Genomic DNA, 18038 nt, shown 5'->3' with positions numbered 1-18038 from the left:
CGGCTGCCCGCGCCCGTAATCAGGTATTCGGGTCGGTCAGCAGGGCGTCTGGGCGCCTTTGCGCGCGTACCACCACCAGGTCACCAGGATGCAGCTGAGGTAATAGGCGATGAACGCGTAGAGGGCCGCTTCCGGGCCACCGGTCAGGGCGATGGAGCTGCCGAAACTCTTGGGGATGAAGAAACCGCCGAAGGCGCCCACGGCCGAGCTGAAGCCCAGCACGGCGGCCGACTCCTTGCCTGCCTGGCGCAACGCCTGCTCGCGCTTGCCTTTGCCGGCGGCGCGCTCATGCAGGGTGCGGAAGATCACCGGGATCATGCGGAAGGTGGAGCCGTTGCCGATGCCGGTGGTGATGAACAGCACCATGAACATGCTGAGGAAGCCGAAGAAGTGCCCGCCTTCGCCAGCCTGCGGCAGGAAGGCCACCACGCCGAACACCGCGGCGATCATCAGCACGAAATTCCACAGGGTCACTCGCGCGCCGCCGAGCTTGTCCGACACCCAGCCACCCAGCGGGCGCGCCAGGGCCCCGACCAGCGGGCCGAGGAAGGCGAACTGCAGGGCATTTACCTCGGGGAACGAGGTCTTGATCAGCAACGGGAAGGCAGCGGCAAAGCCGATGAACGAGCCAAAGGTGGCCAGGTACAGCCAGCACATCAGCCAGTTGTGCTTGCGCTTGAAGATCACCGCCTGCTCACTGAACGAGGCACTGGCGCACTTCAGGTCATTCATGCCGAACCAGGCGGCCAGGGTCACCAGGGTAATCAGCGGCACCCATACAAGGCCCGCGTTCTGCAGCCACATGGCGCTGCCGTCGGCCAGCTCGCTCGGCTCGCCACCGGCGGCGCCGAACAGGCCGACGCCAATCACCATCGGCACCAGGAACTGCATGCCCGATACCCCCAGGTTACCGAGGCCGGCATTGAGCCCCAGGGCAGTACCTTGCTGGGCCTTGGGGAAGAAGAAGCTGATGTTGGACATCGACGAGGCGAAGTTGCCGCCGCCAAACCCGCACAGCAGGGCGATGATCACGAACACGCTGTAAGGCGTGCTGGTGTCCTGCAGCGCCATGCCCATCCACAGTGCCGGGATCAGCAGCGAGGCGGTACTCAGCGCGGTCCAGCGCCGGCCGCCGAACACAGGCACGATGAACGAATAGAACACCCGCAAGGTGGCGCCAGACAGGCCTGGCAGCGCCGCCAGCCAGAACAGCTGGTCGGTGCTGAAACTAAAGCCCGCAGCGCTCATGCGCACGATCACGGTGCTCCAGATCATCCACAGGGCAAAGGCCAGGAACAGCGCGGCGATGGATATCCACAGGTTGCGGTTGGCGATGGCCTTGCCCGTCGCGCTCCAGAACTGCGGGTTTTCCGGGCGCCAGTCTTCGATCACCGGGCCAGGCCGGGCCTGGCCGCCCACGGCGGAGTTGTTGGATGCCGACATGGTCAGTCTCCTTGAGGTTTCAGGAATCGGATTGCGTGGTGCCCAGCAGCGGTGCCTTGCGCACCTCGCTGAAGTACATCCAGATCAGCGAGACCCAGACGACGCCGTACAGGAGCATGAAGTTGGAGCTGCGCACGCCAATCAGGTCGACCAGCACGCCGAACAGGATCGGCAGCACGAAGCCACCCAGGCCCCCGGCCAGGCCGACGATGCCCGACACTGCGCCCATGCGGTCTGGGAACTCGTCGGCGATGTACTTGAACACCGAGGCCTTGCCGAATGCCCAGGCCACCCCGACGATGAACATCAGCGCGGTGAACACCCAGACATTGAGGCCAAGGTGAAAGCTGCGTGGGCCATCGACGGTGTGCAGGGTGATGTCGGTCTGGGGGTACGAAAGCAGGAACAGGCACACCCAGCTCACCCACATCACCCACCAGGTCACGCTGTGCGCCCCCCAACGATCGGACATCCAGCCGCCGACAGCGCGCAGCACACCCCCGGGGAGCGAGAAGCAGGCGGCGAGCAAGGCGGCGGTCTGCAGGCTGAAGCCGTATTCGCCGACGTAGTACTGAGTCATCCACAGCGCCAGGGCGACATAGCCGCCGAAGACGATCGAGTAGTACTGGCAGTAACGCCATACCCGCGGGTCTTTCAAGGTGGCCAGCTGTTCGCGCAGCGACACGCTGGAAGCGACCCGGTGCGATTTGTCGTCATAGGTGAAGAACCAGAACATCACCGCAGTGACGAACAGGATCGCCGAGAACACCTTGGGCACCATCTGCCAGCTGGCGGCGGCGATGATCGCCGGGGCCAGGAACTTGGTCAGCGCCGAACCCGCATTACCCGCGCCAAAGATGCCCATCGCCAGGCCCTGGTTGGCCTTGTCGAACCACTTGGCGACATAGGCGATGCCCACCGAAAACGAGCCTCCGGCCAGGCCGACGAACAGCCCCAGCAGCAGAAACTGCCAATACTCGGTGGCATCGCCGATCAGGTAGATCGGCAACACGCACACCAGCATCAGCACGAAGAACACGATGCGCCCGCCGAAGCGGTCGCCAAGCATGCCCAGTGGAAGGCGCACCAGCGAACCGCTGAGCACCGGAGTGGCGGCCAGCAGACCGAACTGAGTTTCGTTGAGGTCGAGCAGATCCTTGATAGGCACCCCAAGCACCGCGAACATCATCCACACCATGAAGCAGATGGTGAATGCAGTGGTGCTCATCCCGAGCACCAGCCCCTGTTGTACGTTGCGTTGCATGATGAACGCTCTCCAGGGCGACATTACACGCGCAGGCTAGGAGCATGCCGCCCGGCGGCGATTGACCTGCGTCAAGGTGCGGGGGGCGCCGGCTGGCCTACCATGAACGCAGCTACCACCAAAGTGGTAGGCCCGATAAACAAGAAATAAACCTTGTTAATCAGATAGTTACATTGTTTAGCGTGGAGCCCGTGGTGACGAATAAACACCCAGGGACTCTTTGGAGGTAGCGCCATGTTCGACTGGCTGAAAAGCTCGCTGCCGGCCCGTGCCGGCTTGGCCGTGGTGCTGCTGGCGACCCTCAGCCTAGCCAGCACGTTCAGCGCAGTGATGATCGCCCGCATCGCCGAAAACGACGCGGCGGCCATGAACACCGCCGGCTCGCTGCGCATGGCCACCTACCGCCTCGACTGGCAGCTGGAGGCCAACGCTTCAGCGGCGACCCTCGACCAGTTGCGCGAAGACCTGCAACAGCGGCTGCACAGCCCGATGCTCGCGCACATGCTCGACGACGGGGAACAAAGCCCGGTCGGCAAGGCCTTCGCGCAAGTGCTCGCGCAGTGGCAACACCAGCTGCTACCCGCCCTCCAAGCCAACGACAAGGCGCTGTTCCAGCGTGAATCCGAAGTATTCGTCGACCACCTTGAAACCTTCGTTCTGCAACTGCAGAAGCAGAGCGAAAGGCGCCAGGGCTGGCAGCAGAACATCCAAGGCGGGGCGCTGCTGGTGACCGTGGTCATCCTGCTGATCGGCCTATTCGAATTGAACAGCGGCGTCATCGCACCTCTTCAGGAGTTGGTTCGTACGACCGAGCGCTTTCGCGCCGGCAAGCTCGACGCACGCATCCGCTATCGCTCTCGCGACGAACTGGGGCAGATGGCCGATAGCTTCAACGCCATGGCCGACGCCATCGAGCAATCGCACCAGACCCTGGCCACGCGGGTGGCAGAGAAAACCCTTGAGCTGGAGCAGAGCAACGCTGCGCTCGACCTGCTGTGCCACGCCAGCCGCAGCATCGCCACCCAGCCAACCAGTGCAGAACATCTGGACGAACTGATCTCCAGCTTCCAGCTTCGCTTGCCCGGCCTGCGTCTTTCACTGTGCCTGGGCCAGCAGACCGAGGCCGGCCAGGTGCGCCTGATCGCCCTGCATGGCGACGACAACAGCCGCGAAATCTGTGCCCCTGACGATTGCGCTGGCTGCCAGCGCCAGCAGCTGGCCAACCGCTTCAGCCTGCCGGTGCGCTCCCTGGGTACGGTGCTGGGCGACTTGCGCGCACACTTTGTCGACGGGCATGCCGCGCACCCCTGGGAGCGCGAGCTGATCCAGGCCCTGGCGGACCTGATCGGCACCAGCCTGTCACTGGAGCGCCAGCGCCAGCGCGACAACCGCCTGCTGCTGCTCGACGAACGCACCACCATCGCCCGCGAACTGCACGACTCACTGGCCCAGGCGCTGTCGTACATGAAACTGCAGGTGAGCCGTCTGCAAACCCTGATCAAGCGTGGCGAAAAGTCTGAAACCTTACTGGTGGTCAGCGACGAACTGCGCGACGGGCTGAATAATGGCTACCGCCAGTTGCGCGAGCTGCTGACCACCTTCCGCCTGCAGATCCAGGACGGCGGCCTGGAGCAGGCACTGGAAGACACGGCCCGCGAGTTCGCCGAGCGCGGCAACCTGCGCGTTCGCCTGCAGCAGCAGCCACTGGCTTTCAACCTGGGTGCCAATGAACAGATCCACGTCCTGCAGATCGCCCGAGAGGCGCTGTCGAACTGCGCACGCCATGCCCAGGCCAGCGAAGCCTGGGTGCACCTGCGCCAGGAAGGCGAAATGATCGAACTGCTGATCGAGGATGATGGCGTGGGCCTGCGCGCCGATTACGACGACCGCCTGCACCACGGCCTGAACATCATGCAGGAACGTGCTCGCAGCCTGGGTGGCCAACTCAGCCTGGAATGCCACCAACCCCATGGCACCCGGGTGCGATTGCGCTTTGCACCCGGTTTCCTGCGCCAACCCGATAGCGAGACCATCACATGACCGTTGCTGCCCCTTACACCTTGTTACTGGCCGACGACCATCCGATGATGCGCCGTGCTCTGCGCCAGCTGATCGAACTGGAGAGCGACCTGGTGGTGGTCGGCGAGGCCAACAATGGCTTGGAGGCCTGCACCCTGGTGCAGCGGTTGCAGCCTGACCTGGTGATACTCGACAACAACATGCCCGAGCTCAATGGCGTGGAGGCGCTCAAGCGCTTGCGCGAGCAGGGCTATGCCGGGCGAATCCTGTTGTTCACGGTGTCGGATGCCGAGCAGGACGTGCGCGATGCCATGCGCTTCGGCGCCAACGGCTATCTGCTCAAGGACATGGAGCCAGAGCTGCTGATCGACCGCCTGCGCGAGGTGTTGGCCGGCAGCCTGGTGGTGAGCCCGTCGCTGACCACCGTGCTGGCCCAGGCGCTGCGCACCTCGCACGGGGCCAGCTCGCTGGACCTGACAGAACGCGAGCGCCAGGTATTGAAGATGATTGCCGGGGGCTTGAGCAACAAGATGATCGGCAACAAGCTGGGAATCACTGAAGGCACGGTGAAGGTGCATGTGAAGAACTTGCTGCACAAGCTGGGGCTGCGCTCGCGCGTCGAAGCGGCCGTGTGGGCGCTGGAGCACCTGCGCTAGGCCCTCGCGGCCTGGCCCATCTCTCGAATCACCCGCCACAGCGCGGGTGGCATCTGCTGCGGGTCCAGCGCATCGAGCAGGTTCTTCACCGCCAACCCCAGCTCGGTATCCCCTTCGATGACCAACCGTCGGCGGAAGAACAGTGTGTCCGGGTCCTCCTGCCGGCTCGCCAGCAGCAGAAACTCCCGCCAGTTGCCGCGAATGGTCACGTCAGCCTGCTCCCGCGCCAGCAACTTCAGCCGCCGGCCATCGCACGTCACACACCACGCCAACCCCAGGTCACTGACCTGCAGGCGCAGCCAATGGCCGCGCAGCAACTCGAACGCTCCTTCTTTCAAGGGTTCGGCGAACAGCCGTGCCGCCAGTTGCTCGATCAGCAGTTTCTGGTAGGCGAAGGGTACATGCCGGCCGAACTTGAGCAACGGCTCGCCATAGGTGAGCAAGCGCTTCATGGCAGCACCTCACCGACCCGCAACATACCCGGCTGGCCATGCCAGTAACCATTGCAGCCTGCAGTGGCGATCGGCGGTGTTGCGCCGTCGCGCACCGCATCAAAGGCGGCTATCACCGCCTGCATGCCCTCACCGCGCGGGCTCAGGCGCAGGATGTCCACACCCGTCTCGACCATACCGGCATAGTCGCTGAGCAGGTTGCTGGCTTCGCCCGACATCGTCTGGATGCCGTTGAGCACGAACAGTGGCTGCCCTTCCTGACTAAGCATTGGCAGCCCCTCTACGTGCTTCTGGCAGCAGAACTGGCAATCGTCCTTGGGCCGGTTTTCAGCGCGGGCGGTAAAGCAGCGCGCTGAATAAGCCAGCGGCAGGTGGCCGTAGGCGAACAGCTCGACTTCAGGGCGGCTGGCACCCAGCGCGTCGAGTTGGCGCAGGCAGTCACCCACCAGCTTCCCCGAGCATTCCACGGGCGGCACCCAGCGCTGCAAGCCGCAATTCATCAGCTCTTGCAGCGCATGGGCGTTATACAGGTTCAGCGCCGGGCCAGCGACAAAGGGCAGCCGGCGTTCGGCCAGCATCTGCACGGCGCCCATGTCGTTGGCTTCGACCAGCAGCTCGCCGTTTTCGCACAAGCGCTTGAGACTCGACAGTTCCGAAGCGGCCTCGACCAACGCCAGCCCCGAAAGCACCAGTTCAGCGCCGGTGGCCGAGCGCAGCTCGCGAGCCAGCGCCAGCCAGTCGCCCGGTGAAAGCGCCCGTCGTTTGGAGCAGACGGTTTCCCCCAGGTAAATCACGTCGAGCGGTTGGCCGGCCATGGATTCATAGAAGGCCAGCAGCTTCGTTCGGCTCCAGTAGAACAGAACAGGTCCAAGGCTCAGTTTCATAGGCACCTCACTGCCAGGCTCGATGGTAGGCACCCAGCGTGGTCTGGCTGCCTTCGGAAAGGCCCGCCAGCACCTGGCGCCAGCGAGACTGGATGACGAACCCGGCACCGTCCCGGGCGTGCACGTCCAGTGCCTCGCGCCAGACCCGGGTGACCTGTTCCACATAAGCCGGGCTACGCTGCCGACCTTCTATCTTCACCGCCGTAATGCCCAGTTCGACGAGCTGCGGAATCAGCTCGAGGGTATTGAGGCTGGTGGGTTCCTCCAGCGCATGGAAACGCTGGTCGCCCACCAGGAAACGACCCTTGCACAGGGTGGGATACCCCGCCGGCTCATCGGCTGCATAACGGTCGATGAGCACACCGCCCAGGCGCGCGCTCAGGCCATCGGCGCCCTCGCTCCAGCGCACCGCCTTGGCCGGCGAGCAAACGCCGTAGAGGTTGGGCGATTCGCCGGTAACGTAAGACGACAGGTGGCAACGCCCCTCGGCCATGATGCACAAACTACCGAAGGCGAAGACCTCCAGGGGTACCTCGCTGCGCTCGGCCACCTGGCGCACCTGGGCCAGGGACAGCACCCGAGGCAGCACGGCGCGGCGGATGCCGTAACGCTGGTGGTAGAACGCCAGGGCCGCCGGGTTGGTAGCAGAGCCCTGCACCGAAAGGTGCAGGTTCAAACCCGGATGGCGACGACTGGCATAGGCCAATACACCGGCGTCGGCTGCAATCAAGGCGTCCACGCCGAGATCGGCGGCCTGGTCCACGGCGCGCTGCCAACGTGACCACCCATGGGGCTGGCCATAGGTGTTGACCGCCACATAAAGCTGCCGGCGCTGCTCGCGAATCAGCGCCAGGCCGATTTCCAGCTGCCGCTCATCGAGGTTGAGCCCGCTGAAATGGCGCGCATTGGTGTCATCGCGAAAGCCTACATAGATGGCGTCCGCGCCTTGCTGCAACGCAGCCTTGAGGGCGGGCAGGCTACCCGCCGGACAAACCAGGTGCATGGTGCAACCTCTTGTTGGAGGGCAGCTCAAGCTGCCAGTGTGTCGAAGCTGATGAAGTCAACCTGCTCGCCGATGCGCAAAGTGCGGTGGGCTTCGATCACCGCCAGGCCTTCGGCGCCGCACATGCCGCTGAGCATGGCCGAGCCCTGCCAGGCATGGGGTATCACGCGGATGCCGGCAGGTGTCGAGGTGAGCCAGGCGCGCAGGTATTGGCGGCGCAGATTGGCCCGTGGCCAGTCGAAGCCGGCCATCACCGGCATCGCCCGCGGCAGCACCTCGAGGCGGCCTTGAGCACGCAGCAGGAACGGCCTGGCCACCACCTGCAGGCACAACAGCGCGGCAACCGGGTTGCCGGGCAGGCCAAGCCATGGCGTATTGCCGACACGGCCGAAGGCGAACGGCTTGCCCGGCTGGATTGCCAGGCGCCACAGGCGCAGTTCACCCAGTGCCTCGACGGAGGCCTTGAGGTGGTCTTCCTCGCCCACCGACACGCCCCCCGAGGTGATGAGCACATCCCACTCGGTGGCGGCCTTGCCCAGCGTCGCGCGGCAAGCCTGCGGGTCGTCCGGCAAGCGGCCCAGCTCGCCCACTTCCAGCTGCCAGCCTCGCAGCATGGCGGCGAGGCTGTAGGTATTGGCGTCGTAGATCTGCCCACGCTTGAGCACGTCGCCAGGTGCGCACAACTCATCCCCCGTGCTCAGCAAGCCGACCCGCAGCGGCCGGTAGACCGCTACCGAGGCAATTCCCTGGCTGGCAAGCAAACCCAGTTCGGCGGCCCGCAAGCGCTGCCCAGCCTCTAGCAACCTTGCGCCCTGGCGAAACTCCTCCCCGCAACGGCGCACATGGTCGCCCGGCCAGCAGGCCGGCAACCAGACGCCGCCCTCGCCGGCCTTGGCCTGCTCCTGCGGAACCACGCTGTCGGCGCCGGCAGGCAATGGCGCACCGGTGAAGATGCGCACTGCATGCCCGGCAGGCAACTCATCCAGCGCTGCATCCCCCGCCGCGATTCGCCCGGCCAACGGCAGGTAGCCACCCTCGGCAGGCAGGTCGCTGGCGCGCAGGGCATAGCCGTCCATGGCGCTGTTGTCCCAGGCAGGGCCTGGGCGCGGCGCCATCACGTCGGCGGCGAGGATCATGCCCAAGGCCATGTCCAGTGGCACCCGCTGCGTCGCGGGCGGGCGCGGCGCCTGGTCCAGCAGCTCGGCGATCGCCAGGTCGACCGGGCGCAGATTGTCCAGGCCACAGCCACAGGCATTCATGCCCGCCTCCCGCAAGCCGCCACGGCCTGCTCGGGCGACAGCTTGAGGTGTGGGACGAAGTTGCACGGCGTGGTGCGACAGTCCAGCTGTTTGCGCAGGATGCCCTCCCAACCGGTGCGACAGGCGCCCGGGGAGCCTGGCAGGCAGCACACCAGCGTGCCGTTGCTCAGCCCCGCCAAGGCGCGGGACTGAATGGTGGAGGTACCAATCTGCTCAAGCGAGATCTGCCGGAACAGCTCGCCGAACCCATCGACGTGCTTTTCGAGCAGCGGCCCGACTGCCTGGGGCGTGTTGTCACGGCCGGTGAAGCCGGTGCCGCCGGTCAGTAAGACCGCCTGCACCTGCGGGTCGGCGATCCAGGCGCATAACCGCGCACGGATCTGCCAGATGTCGTCGGGCACCAGCGCCCTGTCATGGAGGATGTGCCCTGCTTCCTGCAGGCCATCGACCAGGGTCTGACCCGAGCCATCGGTGGCCAGGGTACGGGTATCGCTGATGGTCAGCACCGCGATGCGCAGTGCCTGGAATTCGCTCAGTGCAAGGTGAGCCATGCTGGCACCCTCCTCTGGATGACAGCGCGCAGCCTGCGCCCCAGCAGGGGCACTGGCACATTCCCCTAAGGAGGTATCCCTGGGGGTAGATGCAGCAAAGGTTGATCTCGATCAAGCCGGGAGGGGTTGGCGGGCATAGGCTGGGGTCGAACGGCTAGCGCTGGAGGCGTGCCATGGCCAAGAAATTTCCACAGAACCCAAGCCACCCCGAGCGAATCTGCTGGGGGTGTGACCTGTATTGCCCGGCCAAGGCCCTGGCTTGCGGCAATGGAGCGGAGCGGACGATGCATCCTGCGGAGCTGTTTGGCGAGGATTGGGACAGCTTCGACAGAACACTGGGGCTTGCCGACGATGGGCGGCACCGCGCGACGAGTGGCGAAGATTGAAAATCAGCAGGTTGGCATAATGGCATCGCCAGCAATTAATCCAATCCGCCGTTGTGAGCCCCTCTGCAATGAATGCCGAAATCCGTTACTCGATCATCCTGGAGCACAACGCTGAAGTGCTACTTGCCAATGCCTCCATGGCGCAGGTCGAGGCATTCTGGGATGCAAACGACTCCCGCTATTTTGGTTTGCACATGGAAGACCCGTGCGGCTCGCATGTGCGCGTCATGGTCACCGATGAAATGCCAGACGACGAATAAGCTGCACCGCCGCCCGCCCCCACAAGGTGGGGCCGCAAAGCGGCCCCAATTGATCAGAACGCGGTGCTGACCGTCAGCGACATGTTGCGCGGGTCACCGTAGATCGCCCCGGCATAGAACCCGTACTGGGTGTAGTAGTGCTTGTCGAACAGGTTGTCGACATTGAGGCTCACCGAGGTGTCGTCGGTCAGTTGGTACTTGGCCATGGCATTCCAGATCGCATAACCAGACCAGTTCACGTCGGTCGCCCCGGCACTCACGCCGTTCACCGGCTGCCCTGCCGGGCTGGAAATGGCGCGGATGTTGGTCTGCGCCTTCACTCCCGCGCCCAGGGTCAGGCGGTCCAGCGGGCCGGACAGGCGATAGGTGGTCGAAGCCTTGAACAGGTGCGACGGGTCGCTGCGCCCGTCGCTGTCGACGCGGCGGAAGTGCAGGTAGGTATAACCGGCATACATGTTCCAGTTCGGCGTCAGCGCACCGGCAATTTCCAGGTCGATACCGTCAGTTTCCTGGCCAGTGCCGGCCTTGTAGGCATCACCGCCGGTCGGCGTGGTCAAGCCGTCGTCGAGTACCGCCTTGTTCTGTTGCTTGGTGCGGAAGTACGCCGCCGAGGCGTTCAGGCGCCCATCCAGCCACTCGCCCTTGATGCCGGTCTCGTAGCTCTGGCCGCGAATCGGCTCGACCTTGGTACCGCTTTCGGTCTCGGCCGTCTGCGGGTTGAAGATGTCGGTGTAGCTGGCGTACAGCGAATAGTTGTCGTTGAGGTCGTACACCGCGCCCAGGTAGGGAGTGACGATGCCGTTGTTCTGCTGGTTGCTGCGCACGCCGGCGACACTGTTGGTGGTTGCCGAGTAATCGGTGGTGCGCACGCCAACGATCACCGACAACGGGTCGGTGATGCTCAGCCGAGTGGCGGCGTACATGCCCTGCAAGCGGGTGGTGGTCTTGCTGTGGCGGCCGGTGCGCGAGGCGATCATGTCGTAGTCGCTGTCCACGCCATTGTGCCAGTCGGTGAGCGGGAAGCCGTTGTTGGCGCGGAACTGGCAGCCCACCGAGGGTGCGCTGACGCGGTCATCGCTGACCATGGTGCAGCTGTATTCCGGCGACCAGGCCACGGTACGGCTGTCGTTGTAGCCGACCATTGCCTGGTGGGTGCGACCGAACAGCTGGAACGGGCCAGACAGGTCGATCTGCGCGGACTGCTGGGTGGTATCGCTGGAGCTGTGCAGGCCGTTGAGCACCGCGCCGCTGCCATCCTGGTCCCAGTAGCCGCCGTAGCTGCCACGGCCAGCCGAGTTGACCTTGGCCAGGCCACGGTGGTTGAGGACTTCGGCAGTACTCTGGGCGGCCTTCAGGTCCAGGGTCCAGTCATTGTCGAAGCGGTGCTCCAAAGAGCCGAAGGTGGTGCGGGTGGTGTACTCGCCGAAGCTCCAGCTCGGCACCACGTTGGTGCTGCGCGGCAAGTCGGTCTTGCTGCCGTCCTTGTACCAGATCGGGATGTTGGCACCCCAGCCGCCACCGACCACCTTGTTGTATTCGTACTGGTAGCCAGCGCCAATCGTGGTGGCGTCGTCGAGGTCGAATTCGAAATTGGCCAGTGCCGCACGCGAGCGTTCGGACTGGTTGTCGCGAAACGAGTTGGCGTCGCCCTGGGTCATCACGAAGCGCGAACGCAGGCGGCCGTCTTCTGACAGCGGCAGGTTGAGGTCGGCGCCCAGGCGGCGTTTGTCCCAGCTGCCATAGGTGGCGTAGGCGCTGCCGCCAAAGTTCTTGGTCGGTGCCTTGCGGATCAGGTTGACCGTGGCCGACGGGTCGCCGGTGCCTCCGAGCAGGCCGTTGGCGCCGCGGACGATATCGATACGCTCGTACAGGTCCATGTTCAGCGCATTGCCGCCACCGCTGAAGTCGGAACCGCCCTGGAACTGCAGGCCGTCGACCTTCCAGTTGCTGATCGAGTAGCCACGGGCGCGGAAGTCGGTGCGCCCGCCCACTTCGGACTTGGTGGCGCTTACGCCTGGCGTGGTGTCCAGCGCCTGCTCGATGGAATGCACATCGCGGTCGTCCATCTGCTGGCGGGTGATGGTGGTGACCGACTGCGGCGTTTGCCGTGGGGTCAGCTTGAGGCCGGTGGAACTGCGGGTACTTTCCACCGTGTAGCCCAGCTGGCCAGTTTCATCTGCGGAAACAAGTGCACTGTCCTCGATCTGTGTGGCATCCAGCACCAGGGGCTGGCTTTCGGCAGCCAGTGTGCTGCCACTGATGGCGACGGCAACGAAGAAGGCAAGCGGGTGCAGGCGGCTACCGCCCTGGACAGCTGGAGTGAAGTCGTTCATGGCGCTCTTGTGATTCATTTGGGAAGGCTTCGTATTCGCAGATGATTTTTTGTTACGATTCTAGGGATCCGCCCTTTGGGCTCCATACCCGGCTTGTACGGGCATGTAATTGAACGTAACGAGCGCTGCCGGCCCTCCCCGAACAGGTGTTTTTCCCGATGAGCACAACCTTGCTGGTTGTCGACGATGACGACGAGATCCGCGAACTTCTTTGCGATTACCTTGCCGATGCCGGCTATACCGTTCTGGCGGCCGCCGACGGTGAAGGCATGCGCGAGCAACTGGCCGCGAGCAAGGTCGACCTGGTGGTGCTCGACCTGATGCTGCCAGGCGAGGACGGCTTGAGCCTGTGCCGCCAGTTGCAGGCGACGCCGGGCCTGGCGGTGATCATGCTGTCGGCCAAGGGCAGCACCCTGGACCGCATCATCGGCCTGGAGGTGGGTGCCGACGACTACCTGGCCAAGCCATTCGAACCGCGCGAGCTGATCGCCCGCATCAAGGCGGTGCTGCGCCGCCCGCAACGCCTGGATACTCCAGCCGAAGAGCCAGCGGCCGAAGCCCAGCGTTTCGCAGGCTTCAGCCTCGACCACGTCAAGCGCCTGCTGACCCGCCCGGACGGCACGAGCCTCACCCTGCCCCGCTCCGATTACCGGGTGCTGCGTGAACTGCTGGAGGCCAACAACCGCGTGGTCTCCCGGGATCAGCTGACACGCAGTGCATTTGGCCGCGATCACCACCCCGACGATCGCTCGGTGGACATGTGCATCAGCCGCCTGCGCCAGCAACTGCGCCGTGCACCGGCCAGCGATATCCAGATCCTGACCATCCGCAACGAAGGCTATCTGCTGAGCATCGCCCGTCCCGAGGCCGACAGCTGACATGCGTTGGCTCCGTCGCCTGTGGCCACGCACGCTGTTTGGCCAGCTGCTGCTGATCATGGTCAGCGGCACGCTGGTGATCCAGTTGATGTCGAGCAGCATCTGGTTCGATGTGCGTTTCGCCCAGGTGCTCGAGGCACCGATCCGGCTCATGGCCGCACGCAGTGCTCCACTGATTGCCCAGGCCAATTGCCACACGTCAGACCTGCAGGTCCCCGCGCACTACCAGTTGCGTTGCGCCGAGAACGAACCTGTGCAGCAGGAGGATCAGCGGCGCGGGCGCCGGCGCATCGAACTGTTGCTGCAACAGGCGCTCAAGTACGAACTGGGCCATGCCCAGGAAGTGCGCCTGCTGAAGGTGCAACTGACCGATGAACTGGGCCAGCCGATCGTCTGGCGCAGCCTGTTCGGCCTGCGCACCGCCCAGGCGCATATCCAGTTCGCCGTGCCGTTGCCCGATGGCCATTGGTTGAGCATCGACGGCCAGGAGCTACAGGGCTGGAGCGGCGAGTCGGCGTGGGTGCTGATCAGCGACTACCTGCTGAGGGTCTATGCGCTGCGGATCGTCGCCGTGCTGCTGGTCTGCCTGATCGCGGTGCGCCTGTGCCTGCGCCCGTTGCGGCGCCTGGCCGATGCGGCGCGTGGGCTAGGCAGCAACCTCGAACAGCCTCCGCTGGCCCTGGACGGCCCCGAGGAAGTACGCCAGGCCGCGTTGGCGTTCAACGCCATGCAGCAGCGCCTGATCACCATGGTCAACGACAAGGCCTACTTTCTGGCCGCCGTGTCCCACGACCTGCGCACCCCGTTGACCCGCATGCGCCTGCGCCTGGAGCGGCTGGCGGATGACGAGCAGCGCGAACGCCTGCGGCAGAACATCACCCAGATGGACAACATGATCGGCCAGGTGCTCGACTACCTGCGTGCCGGCGAGCAGCAGAACCTCCAGCACGTCGACCTCGACCGCCTGGTGGCGCGGCTGTGTTCGGACCTGGCCAGCAGCGCCGAGCCATTGCCTGTCCATGGCAAGGGCGGCAGCCTGCAGGTTGATGCCCTGTTGCTGCAACGCTGCCTGCAGAACCTGGTGGTCAATGCCCTGCGTTATGCCAGGCAGGTTTCGGTCACGCTGGAAACCGCCATCACTGGCGTGTACATCCACATCGACGACCGCGGCCCCGGCATTGCGCCAGGCCTGCTGGCCACCATCACCGATCCGTTCGTGCGTGGCGAAGGGTCACGTAATCAGGCGTCCGGGGGCTATGGCCTTGGGCTGAGCATCGCCCAGCGCATCGCCAGCAGCCATGGCGGCGAATTGCTGCTGCGCAATCGCGAGGGCGGCGGTTTGCGCGTCAGTGTATTGCTGCCCCGGTGATCCTGCCCATCACGTTCAGGTAATAGTCTTTTACCAAAACCCCAGGTTTTCCCGACCTGGGGTTTGCCTATCCTAGGCCGCGTCATCCAGCCTGCGATGGACCCATGAAAGATTCGCTCCCCAGCCGTTATGCCTGCCTGGCCCTGTGCCTGCTGTTCACCTTCGCCAGCATTGCGTTCCTTGCCCAGCACAGTTGGCTCTGGCCGCTGACGGTGGTCACCACCCTGCTCAGCCTGGTCGGCCTCAACGACCTGCGCCAGAGCCACCACGCTGTGCGGCGCAACTACCCGATCCTGGGCAACATCCGCTACCTGATCGAGACCATCCGCCCCGAGATCCGCCAGTACCTGATCGAAGGTGACGACGACAAGCTGCCGTTCTCCCGTTCGCAGCGCTCGCTGGTGTATGCCCGGGCCAAGAACGAGAGCGCCGAGAAAGCCTTCGGCACGCTCAACGATGCCTACAAGCCCGGCTTCGAATTCATCAGCCACTCGATGCTTCCGGTCGCCACACCCGACCCGGCGTCGTTCCGCATTGCCATTGGCGGGCCGCAATGTCGCCTGCCCTACTCCGCCTCGATCTTCAACATCTCGGCCATGAGCTTCGGCGCGCTCAGCGCCAATGCAATTGCCGCGCTCAACCAGGGCGCACGCCTTGGCCGCTTTGCCCATGACACTGGCGAAGGCAGCATCAGCCCTTACCACCGCGAGCATGGCGGCGACCTGATTTGGGAAATCGGCAGCGGCTACTTCGGTTGCCGCACCGAAGACGGCCGTTTCGACGCGCAACGCTTCGCCGAGCAGGCGCGCAGCCCGCAGGTGAAGATGATCGAAATCAAGCTCAGCCAGGGCGCCAAGCCCGGCCACGGCGGAATTCTGCCGGCCCACAAGGTCAGCCCGGAAATCGCCGCTACCCGGGGCGTGCGCGTGGGCGAAGACTGTATCTCCCCCGCCGCGCACAGCGCATTCCGAACCCCGGTGGAGTTGCTGCACTTCGTCGCCAGTCTGCGCGAGCTGTCGGGCGGCAAACCGGTGGGCTTCAAGTTCTGCCTGGGCCACCCGTGGGAGTTCATGGGCATCGCCAAGGCCATGCTGGTCACCGGCATCACCCCGGACTTCATCGTTGTCGACGGCAAGGAAGGCGGTACCGGCGCGGCACCTCGGGAGTTCAGCGACAACATGGGCGTGCCGATGCGCGAAGGCCTGATGTTCGTGCACAACACCCTGGTCGGCCTGAACCTGCGCTCGAGCATTCGCATCGGCGCTGCGGGCAAGATCGTCAGCGCCTTCGATATTGCCAGCGTGCTGGCCATCGGTGCCGACTGGGTCAACTCCGCTCGCGGCTTCATGTTCGCCATCGGCTGCATCCAGTCGCAGAGCTGCCACACCAACAAGTGCCCGACCGGTGTCGCCACCCAGGACTCACTGCGCCAGCGTGCGCTGGTGGTGCCCGACAAGGCCGAGCGGGTGGCCAGTTTCCATCGCAACACGCTGCATGCCCTGGCCGAAATGCTCGCGGCCGCAGGCCTGGAGCACCCTTCGGAGCTCAAGCCCAAGCACCTGGCGCGGCGCATCAGCAACAGCGAGATCAGCCTGTTTTCCGACCTGCACCAATTCCTCAAGCCAGGCGAATTGCTCAGCGGCTCGATTGAAAGTGAGTTCTATGCACGGATGTGGCGGATGGCGCGCAGTGACAGCTTTGCGCCGGAGACGGGGGATGTTGCGGTCGCGCCGGCAGCGGCCAGTGCGCGCCGCAAAGAAGCAGCCCCGGCATAGGCCGGGGCTGCTTGAGACGCTCGATCAGGATCAGAAGATGCTGATCGGGTACTCGACGAATACGCGGACTTCGTTGCCGTCGTCGTTGTAGCCGTTCTGCTGTACCGCGTTGTTGGTACGCAGCCAGGAACCACGCAGCTTGACCGACAGGTCCTTGGCCGGGCCGTCCTGAACGACGTAGCGCAGCTGGTTGAAGATTTCGCGCTCTTTACCTTCGCCGAAGCCGTGGGTGTTGATGTTGTCACCCGCCACGTAGGCGATCTTGTAGGTCAGGCCCGGCATGCCGAAGGCGCCGAAGTCCAGGCCGTAGGCGAGCTGCCAGGAGCGCTCGTCTTCGGCGTTGAAGTCGGACCAGTAGGAGTTGGCCAGGTAGATGGTCGAACCACCGTCACCCACGCCACCGCGGTCCTGGTACCAGCCGTAGTTGTAGCCGGTGCTGCCGGTGCTGCGCTGGTGCGCCAGGGTCACCGAGTGCGGGCCGAAGGCGTAGGTGGCCGCCAGGCTCCAGATGGTGTTTTCGTCACCGGTCAGCTCGGCTTTCTGGACGTACTTGCTGTTGATGTCCGACTTGTAGCCGTTGAAGTCCAGGGTCAGGGACTGGTCTGCCGCGATCGGGAAGACGTAGTTCATGCCCAGGTAGTGCTTCTTCATCACGTCTTCGATGTTCGACGTGTAGGCGGAAGCGGTGAAGTTATCGGTGAACTTGTAGCTGCCACCGAATACATCGATCGACTTCAGGTGGCCGCTGTCGCGACCTTCGGCGCTCTTGCGCGCTTCCTCGGTGAAGTGACCGGCATTCAGCTCCAGGCCTTCGATCTCCTTGGAGGTGATGAAGGTACCGGTGTAGCTCTCGGGCAGCAGGCGGCTGTCGTCGTACTGCAGCACCGGCAGCTCAGGCATCATGTCACCGTACTTGAGCACGGTGTTGGAGACGCGGAACTTGATGGCAGCGCCACCGCGAGCCAGGTTGTGCGGCGAGTTCTTCGGGTCGGTGTCGCTGGCCTTGAAGAAGTCGATGCCGGCAGCGCCGTTGCGGCCTTTGCCGCCATCCAGGCGCATTGCATACAGGCCAAAGGCGTCAACGCCCACGCCGACGGTGCCCTGGGTGAAACCGGAGGAGAATTTGCCGATGAACGCCTGGCCCCATTCGCTCTGGTCGTTCTTGCCGTGCTTCTTGTCACGGTTGATGAACGCGTTGCGCAGCAGAACGTTGGCGTGGCTGTCCTCGAGGAAGCCCTTGCTGTCGGCCTGATCGTTGGCCTGGGCCTGGGTCGCGGCGATCATCGCCAGAGCGACCAGGCTGATCCTGGTTTTCAACATGTTGTTTTCCTTATTTCTAAATCAAAAACGCTTTGCACCATTACGCCAGGAACCAACGCCCCTTCGTAGGTTCGACGCTGTGCGGATCCGAACTGAAAAGCCCGCCGACTGTGGTGTGGCGGGCTTTGAGCAGCAGCATGGCCAGTCGTGGCCAGCAAGCGTTGGCCGAATCCTATCTGCCTGCGA

Annotated in this window: 16 protein-coding genes; 7 read left to right on the top strand and 9 right to left on the bottom strand. The window is 64.4% G+C overall.

Annotated elements, in window-relative coordinates; genetic code table 11:
• Window positions 1-36: 36 nt before the first annotated feature.
• A complete protein-coding gene (locus tag C2H86_RS13395; protein ID WP_159412889.1) occupies window positions 37-1443 on the bottom strand; it encodes a NarK family nitrate/nitrite MFS transporter in 1407 nt (468 codons plus the stop codon).
• A 19-nt stretch (window positions 1444-1462) separates the two neighbouring features.
• Window positions 1463-2707, bottom strand: coding sequence for an MFS transporter (locus C2H86_RS13390; RefSeq protein WP_430738578.1), 1245 nt, complete (start codon window positions 2705-2707; stop codon window positions 1463-1465).
• Window positions 2708-2941: 234 nt separating this feature from the next.
• Between C2H86_RS13390 and C2H86_RS13385 the strand changes: the two genes are divergently transcribed.
• Entirely contained in the window at window positions 2942-4747 is a 1806-nt protein-coding gene (locus tag C2H86_RS13385; RefSeq protein WP_159412888.1) for a HAMP domain-containing protein, read from the top strand.
• Entirely contained in the window at window positions 4744-5382 is a 639-nt protein-coding gene (gene narL, locus C2H86_RS13380) for a two-component system response regulator NarL (protein ID WP_159412887.1), read from the top strand. The genes C2H86_RS13385 and narL overlap by 4 nt, the downstream gene beginning before the upstream one ends.
• Here the strand turns inward: narL and ubiT are convergent.
• The 5 genes from ubiT to moaB are packed head-to-tail and all read right to left on the bottom strand — an operon-like array spanning window position 5379 to window position 9531.
• Entirely contained in the window at window positions 5379-5834 is a 456-nt protein-coding gene (gene ubiT, locus C2H86_RS13375) for a ubiquinone anaerobic biosynthesis accessory factor UbiT (RefSeq protein ID WP_159412886.1), read from the bottom strand. The genes narL and ubiT overlap by 4 nt on opposite strands.
• The gene (locus C2H86_RS13370) at window positions 5831-6718 is read right to left on the bottom strand and encodes a U32 family peptidase (RefSeq protein ID WP_159412885.1); all 888 of its coding nucleotides are present in this window, start codon (window positions 6716-6718) and stop codon (window positions 5831-5833) included. Before C2H86_RS13370 ends, ubiT begins: the two co-directional genes overlap by 4 nt.
• 7 nt (window positions 6719-6725) lie before the next feature.
• Complete coding sequence (gene ubiU / locus C2H86_RS13365; protein ID WP_159412884.1) at window positions 6726-7721, bottom strand: ubiquinone anaerobic biosynthesis protein UbiU; 996 nt, start codon at window positions 7719-7721, stop codon at window positions 6726-6728.
• A gap of 26 nt (window positions 7722-7747) precedes the next feature.
• Window positions 7748-8980 (bottom strand): molybdopterin molybdotransferase MoeA, encoded by a 1233-nt coding sequence (locus tag C2H86_RS13360; protein ID WP_159412883.1) that lies wholly within the window; start codon window positions 8978-8980, stop codon window positions 7748-7750.
• The gene (gene moaB / locus C2H86_RS13355) at window positions 8977-9531 is read right to left on the bottom strand and encodes a molybdenum cofactor biosynthesis protein B (RefSeq protein ID WP_159412882.1); all 555 of its coding nucleotides are present in this window, start codon (window positions 9529-9531) and stop codon (window positions 8977-8979) included. Before moaB ends, C2H86_RS13360 begins: the two co-directional genes overlap by 4 nt.
• Before the next feature lie 173 nt (window positions 9532-9704).
• On the opposite strand from moaB, the gene C2H86_RS13350 reads away from it, so the two are divergent.
• Both C2H86_RS13350 and C2H86_RS13345 read left to right on the top strand, forming a co-directional pair.
• Window positions 9705-9917: a DUF3079 domain-containing protein gene (locus tag C2H86_RS13350; protein ID WP_159412881.1), complete on the top strand. Its 213-nt coding sequence runs from the start codon at window positions 9705-9707 to the stop codon at window positions 9915-9917.
• A gap of 68 nt (window positions 9918-9985) precedes the next feature.
• Window positions 9986-10177 carry a hypothetical protein gene (locus C2H86_RS13345; RefSeq protein ID WP_159412880.1) on the top strand — a complete coding sequence of 64 codons (192 nt, stop codon included), beginning with the start codon at window positions 9986-9988 and terminating at the stop codon, window positions 10175-10177.
• A gap of 53 nt (window positions 10178-10230) precedes the next feature.
• On the opposite strand, the gene C2H86_RS13340 is transcribed toward C2H86_RS13345, so the two are convergent.
• Window positions 10231-12510, bottom strand: a complete 2280-nt coding sequence (locus C2H86_RS13340) for a TonB-dependent siderophore receptor (RefSeq protein WP_430738577.1) — start codon at window positions 12508-12510, stop codon at window positions 10231-10233.
• Window positions 12511-12668: 158 nt separating this feature from the next.
• On the opposite strand from C2H86_RS13340, the gene C2H86_RS13335 reads away from it, so the two are divergent.
• The 3 genes from C2H86_RS13335 to C2H86_RS13325 all read left to right on the top strand — a co-directional run bounded on the left by C2H86_RS13335 (window position 12669) and on the right by C2H86_RS13325 (window position 16532).
• Complete coding sequence (locus C2H86_RS13335; RefSeq protein ID WP_159412878.1) at window positions 12669-13388, top strand: response regulator; 720 nt, start codon at window positions 12669-12671, stop codon at window positions 13386-13388.
• A gap of 1 nt (window position 13389) precedes the next feature.
• Window positions 13390-14757 (top strand): ATP-binding protein, encoded by a 1368-nt coding sequence (locus tag C2H86_RS13330; RefSeq protein WP_159412877.1) that lies wholly within the window; start codon window positions 13390-13392, stop codon window positions 14755-14757.
• Between the two features lie 104 nt (window positions 14758-14861).
• Window positions 14862-16532 carry an FMN-binding glutamate synthase family protein gene (locus C2H86_RS13325; protein ID WP_159412876.1) on the top strand — a complete coding sequence of 557 codons (1671 nt, stop codon included), beginning with the start codon at window positions 14862-14864 and terminating at the stop codon, window positions 16530-16532.
• 30 nt (window positions 16533-16562) lie between these two features.
• On the opposite strand, the gene C2H86_RS13320 is transcribed toward C2H86_RS13325, so the two are convergent.
• Window positions 16563-17852 carry an OprD family porin gene (locus tag C2H86_RS13320; RefSeq protein WP_159412875.1) on the bottom strand — a complete coding sequence of 430 codons (1290 nt, stop codon included), beginning with the start codon at window positions 17850-17852 and terminating at the stop codon, window positions 16563-16565.
• Between the last annotated feature and the right edge of the window lie 186 nt (window positions 17853-18038).

Source organism: Pseudomonas putida, from assembly GCF_009883635.2.
GTDB lineage: Bacteria > Pseudomonadota > Gammaproteobacteria > Pseudomonadales > Pseudomonadaceae > Aquipseudomonas > Aquipseudomonas putida_W.
The sequence above is the reverse complement of the archived record's forward strand: the minus strand, read 5'-3'. Positions and strand labels throughout refer to the sequence as shown.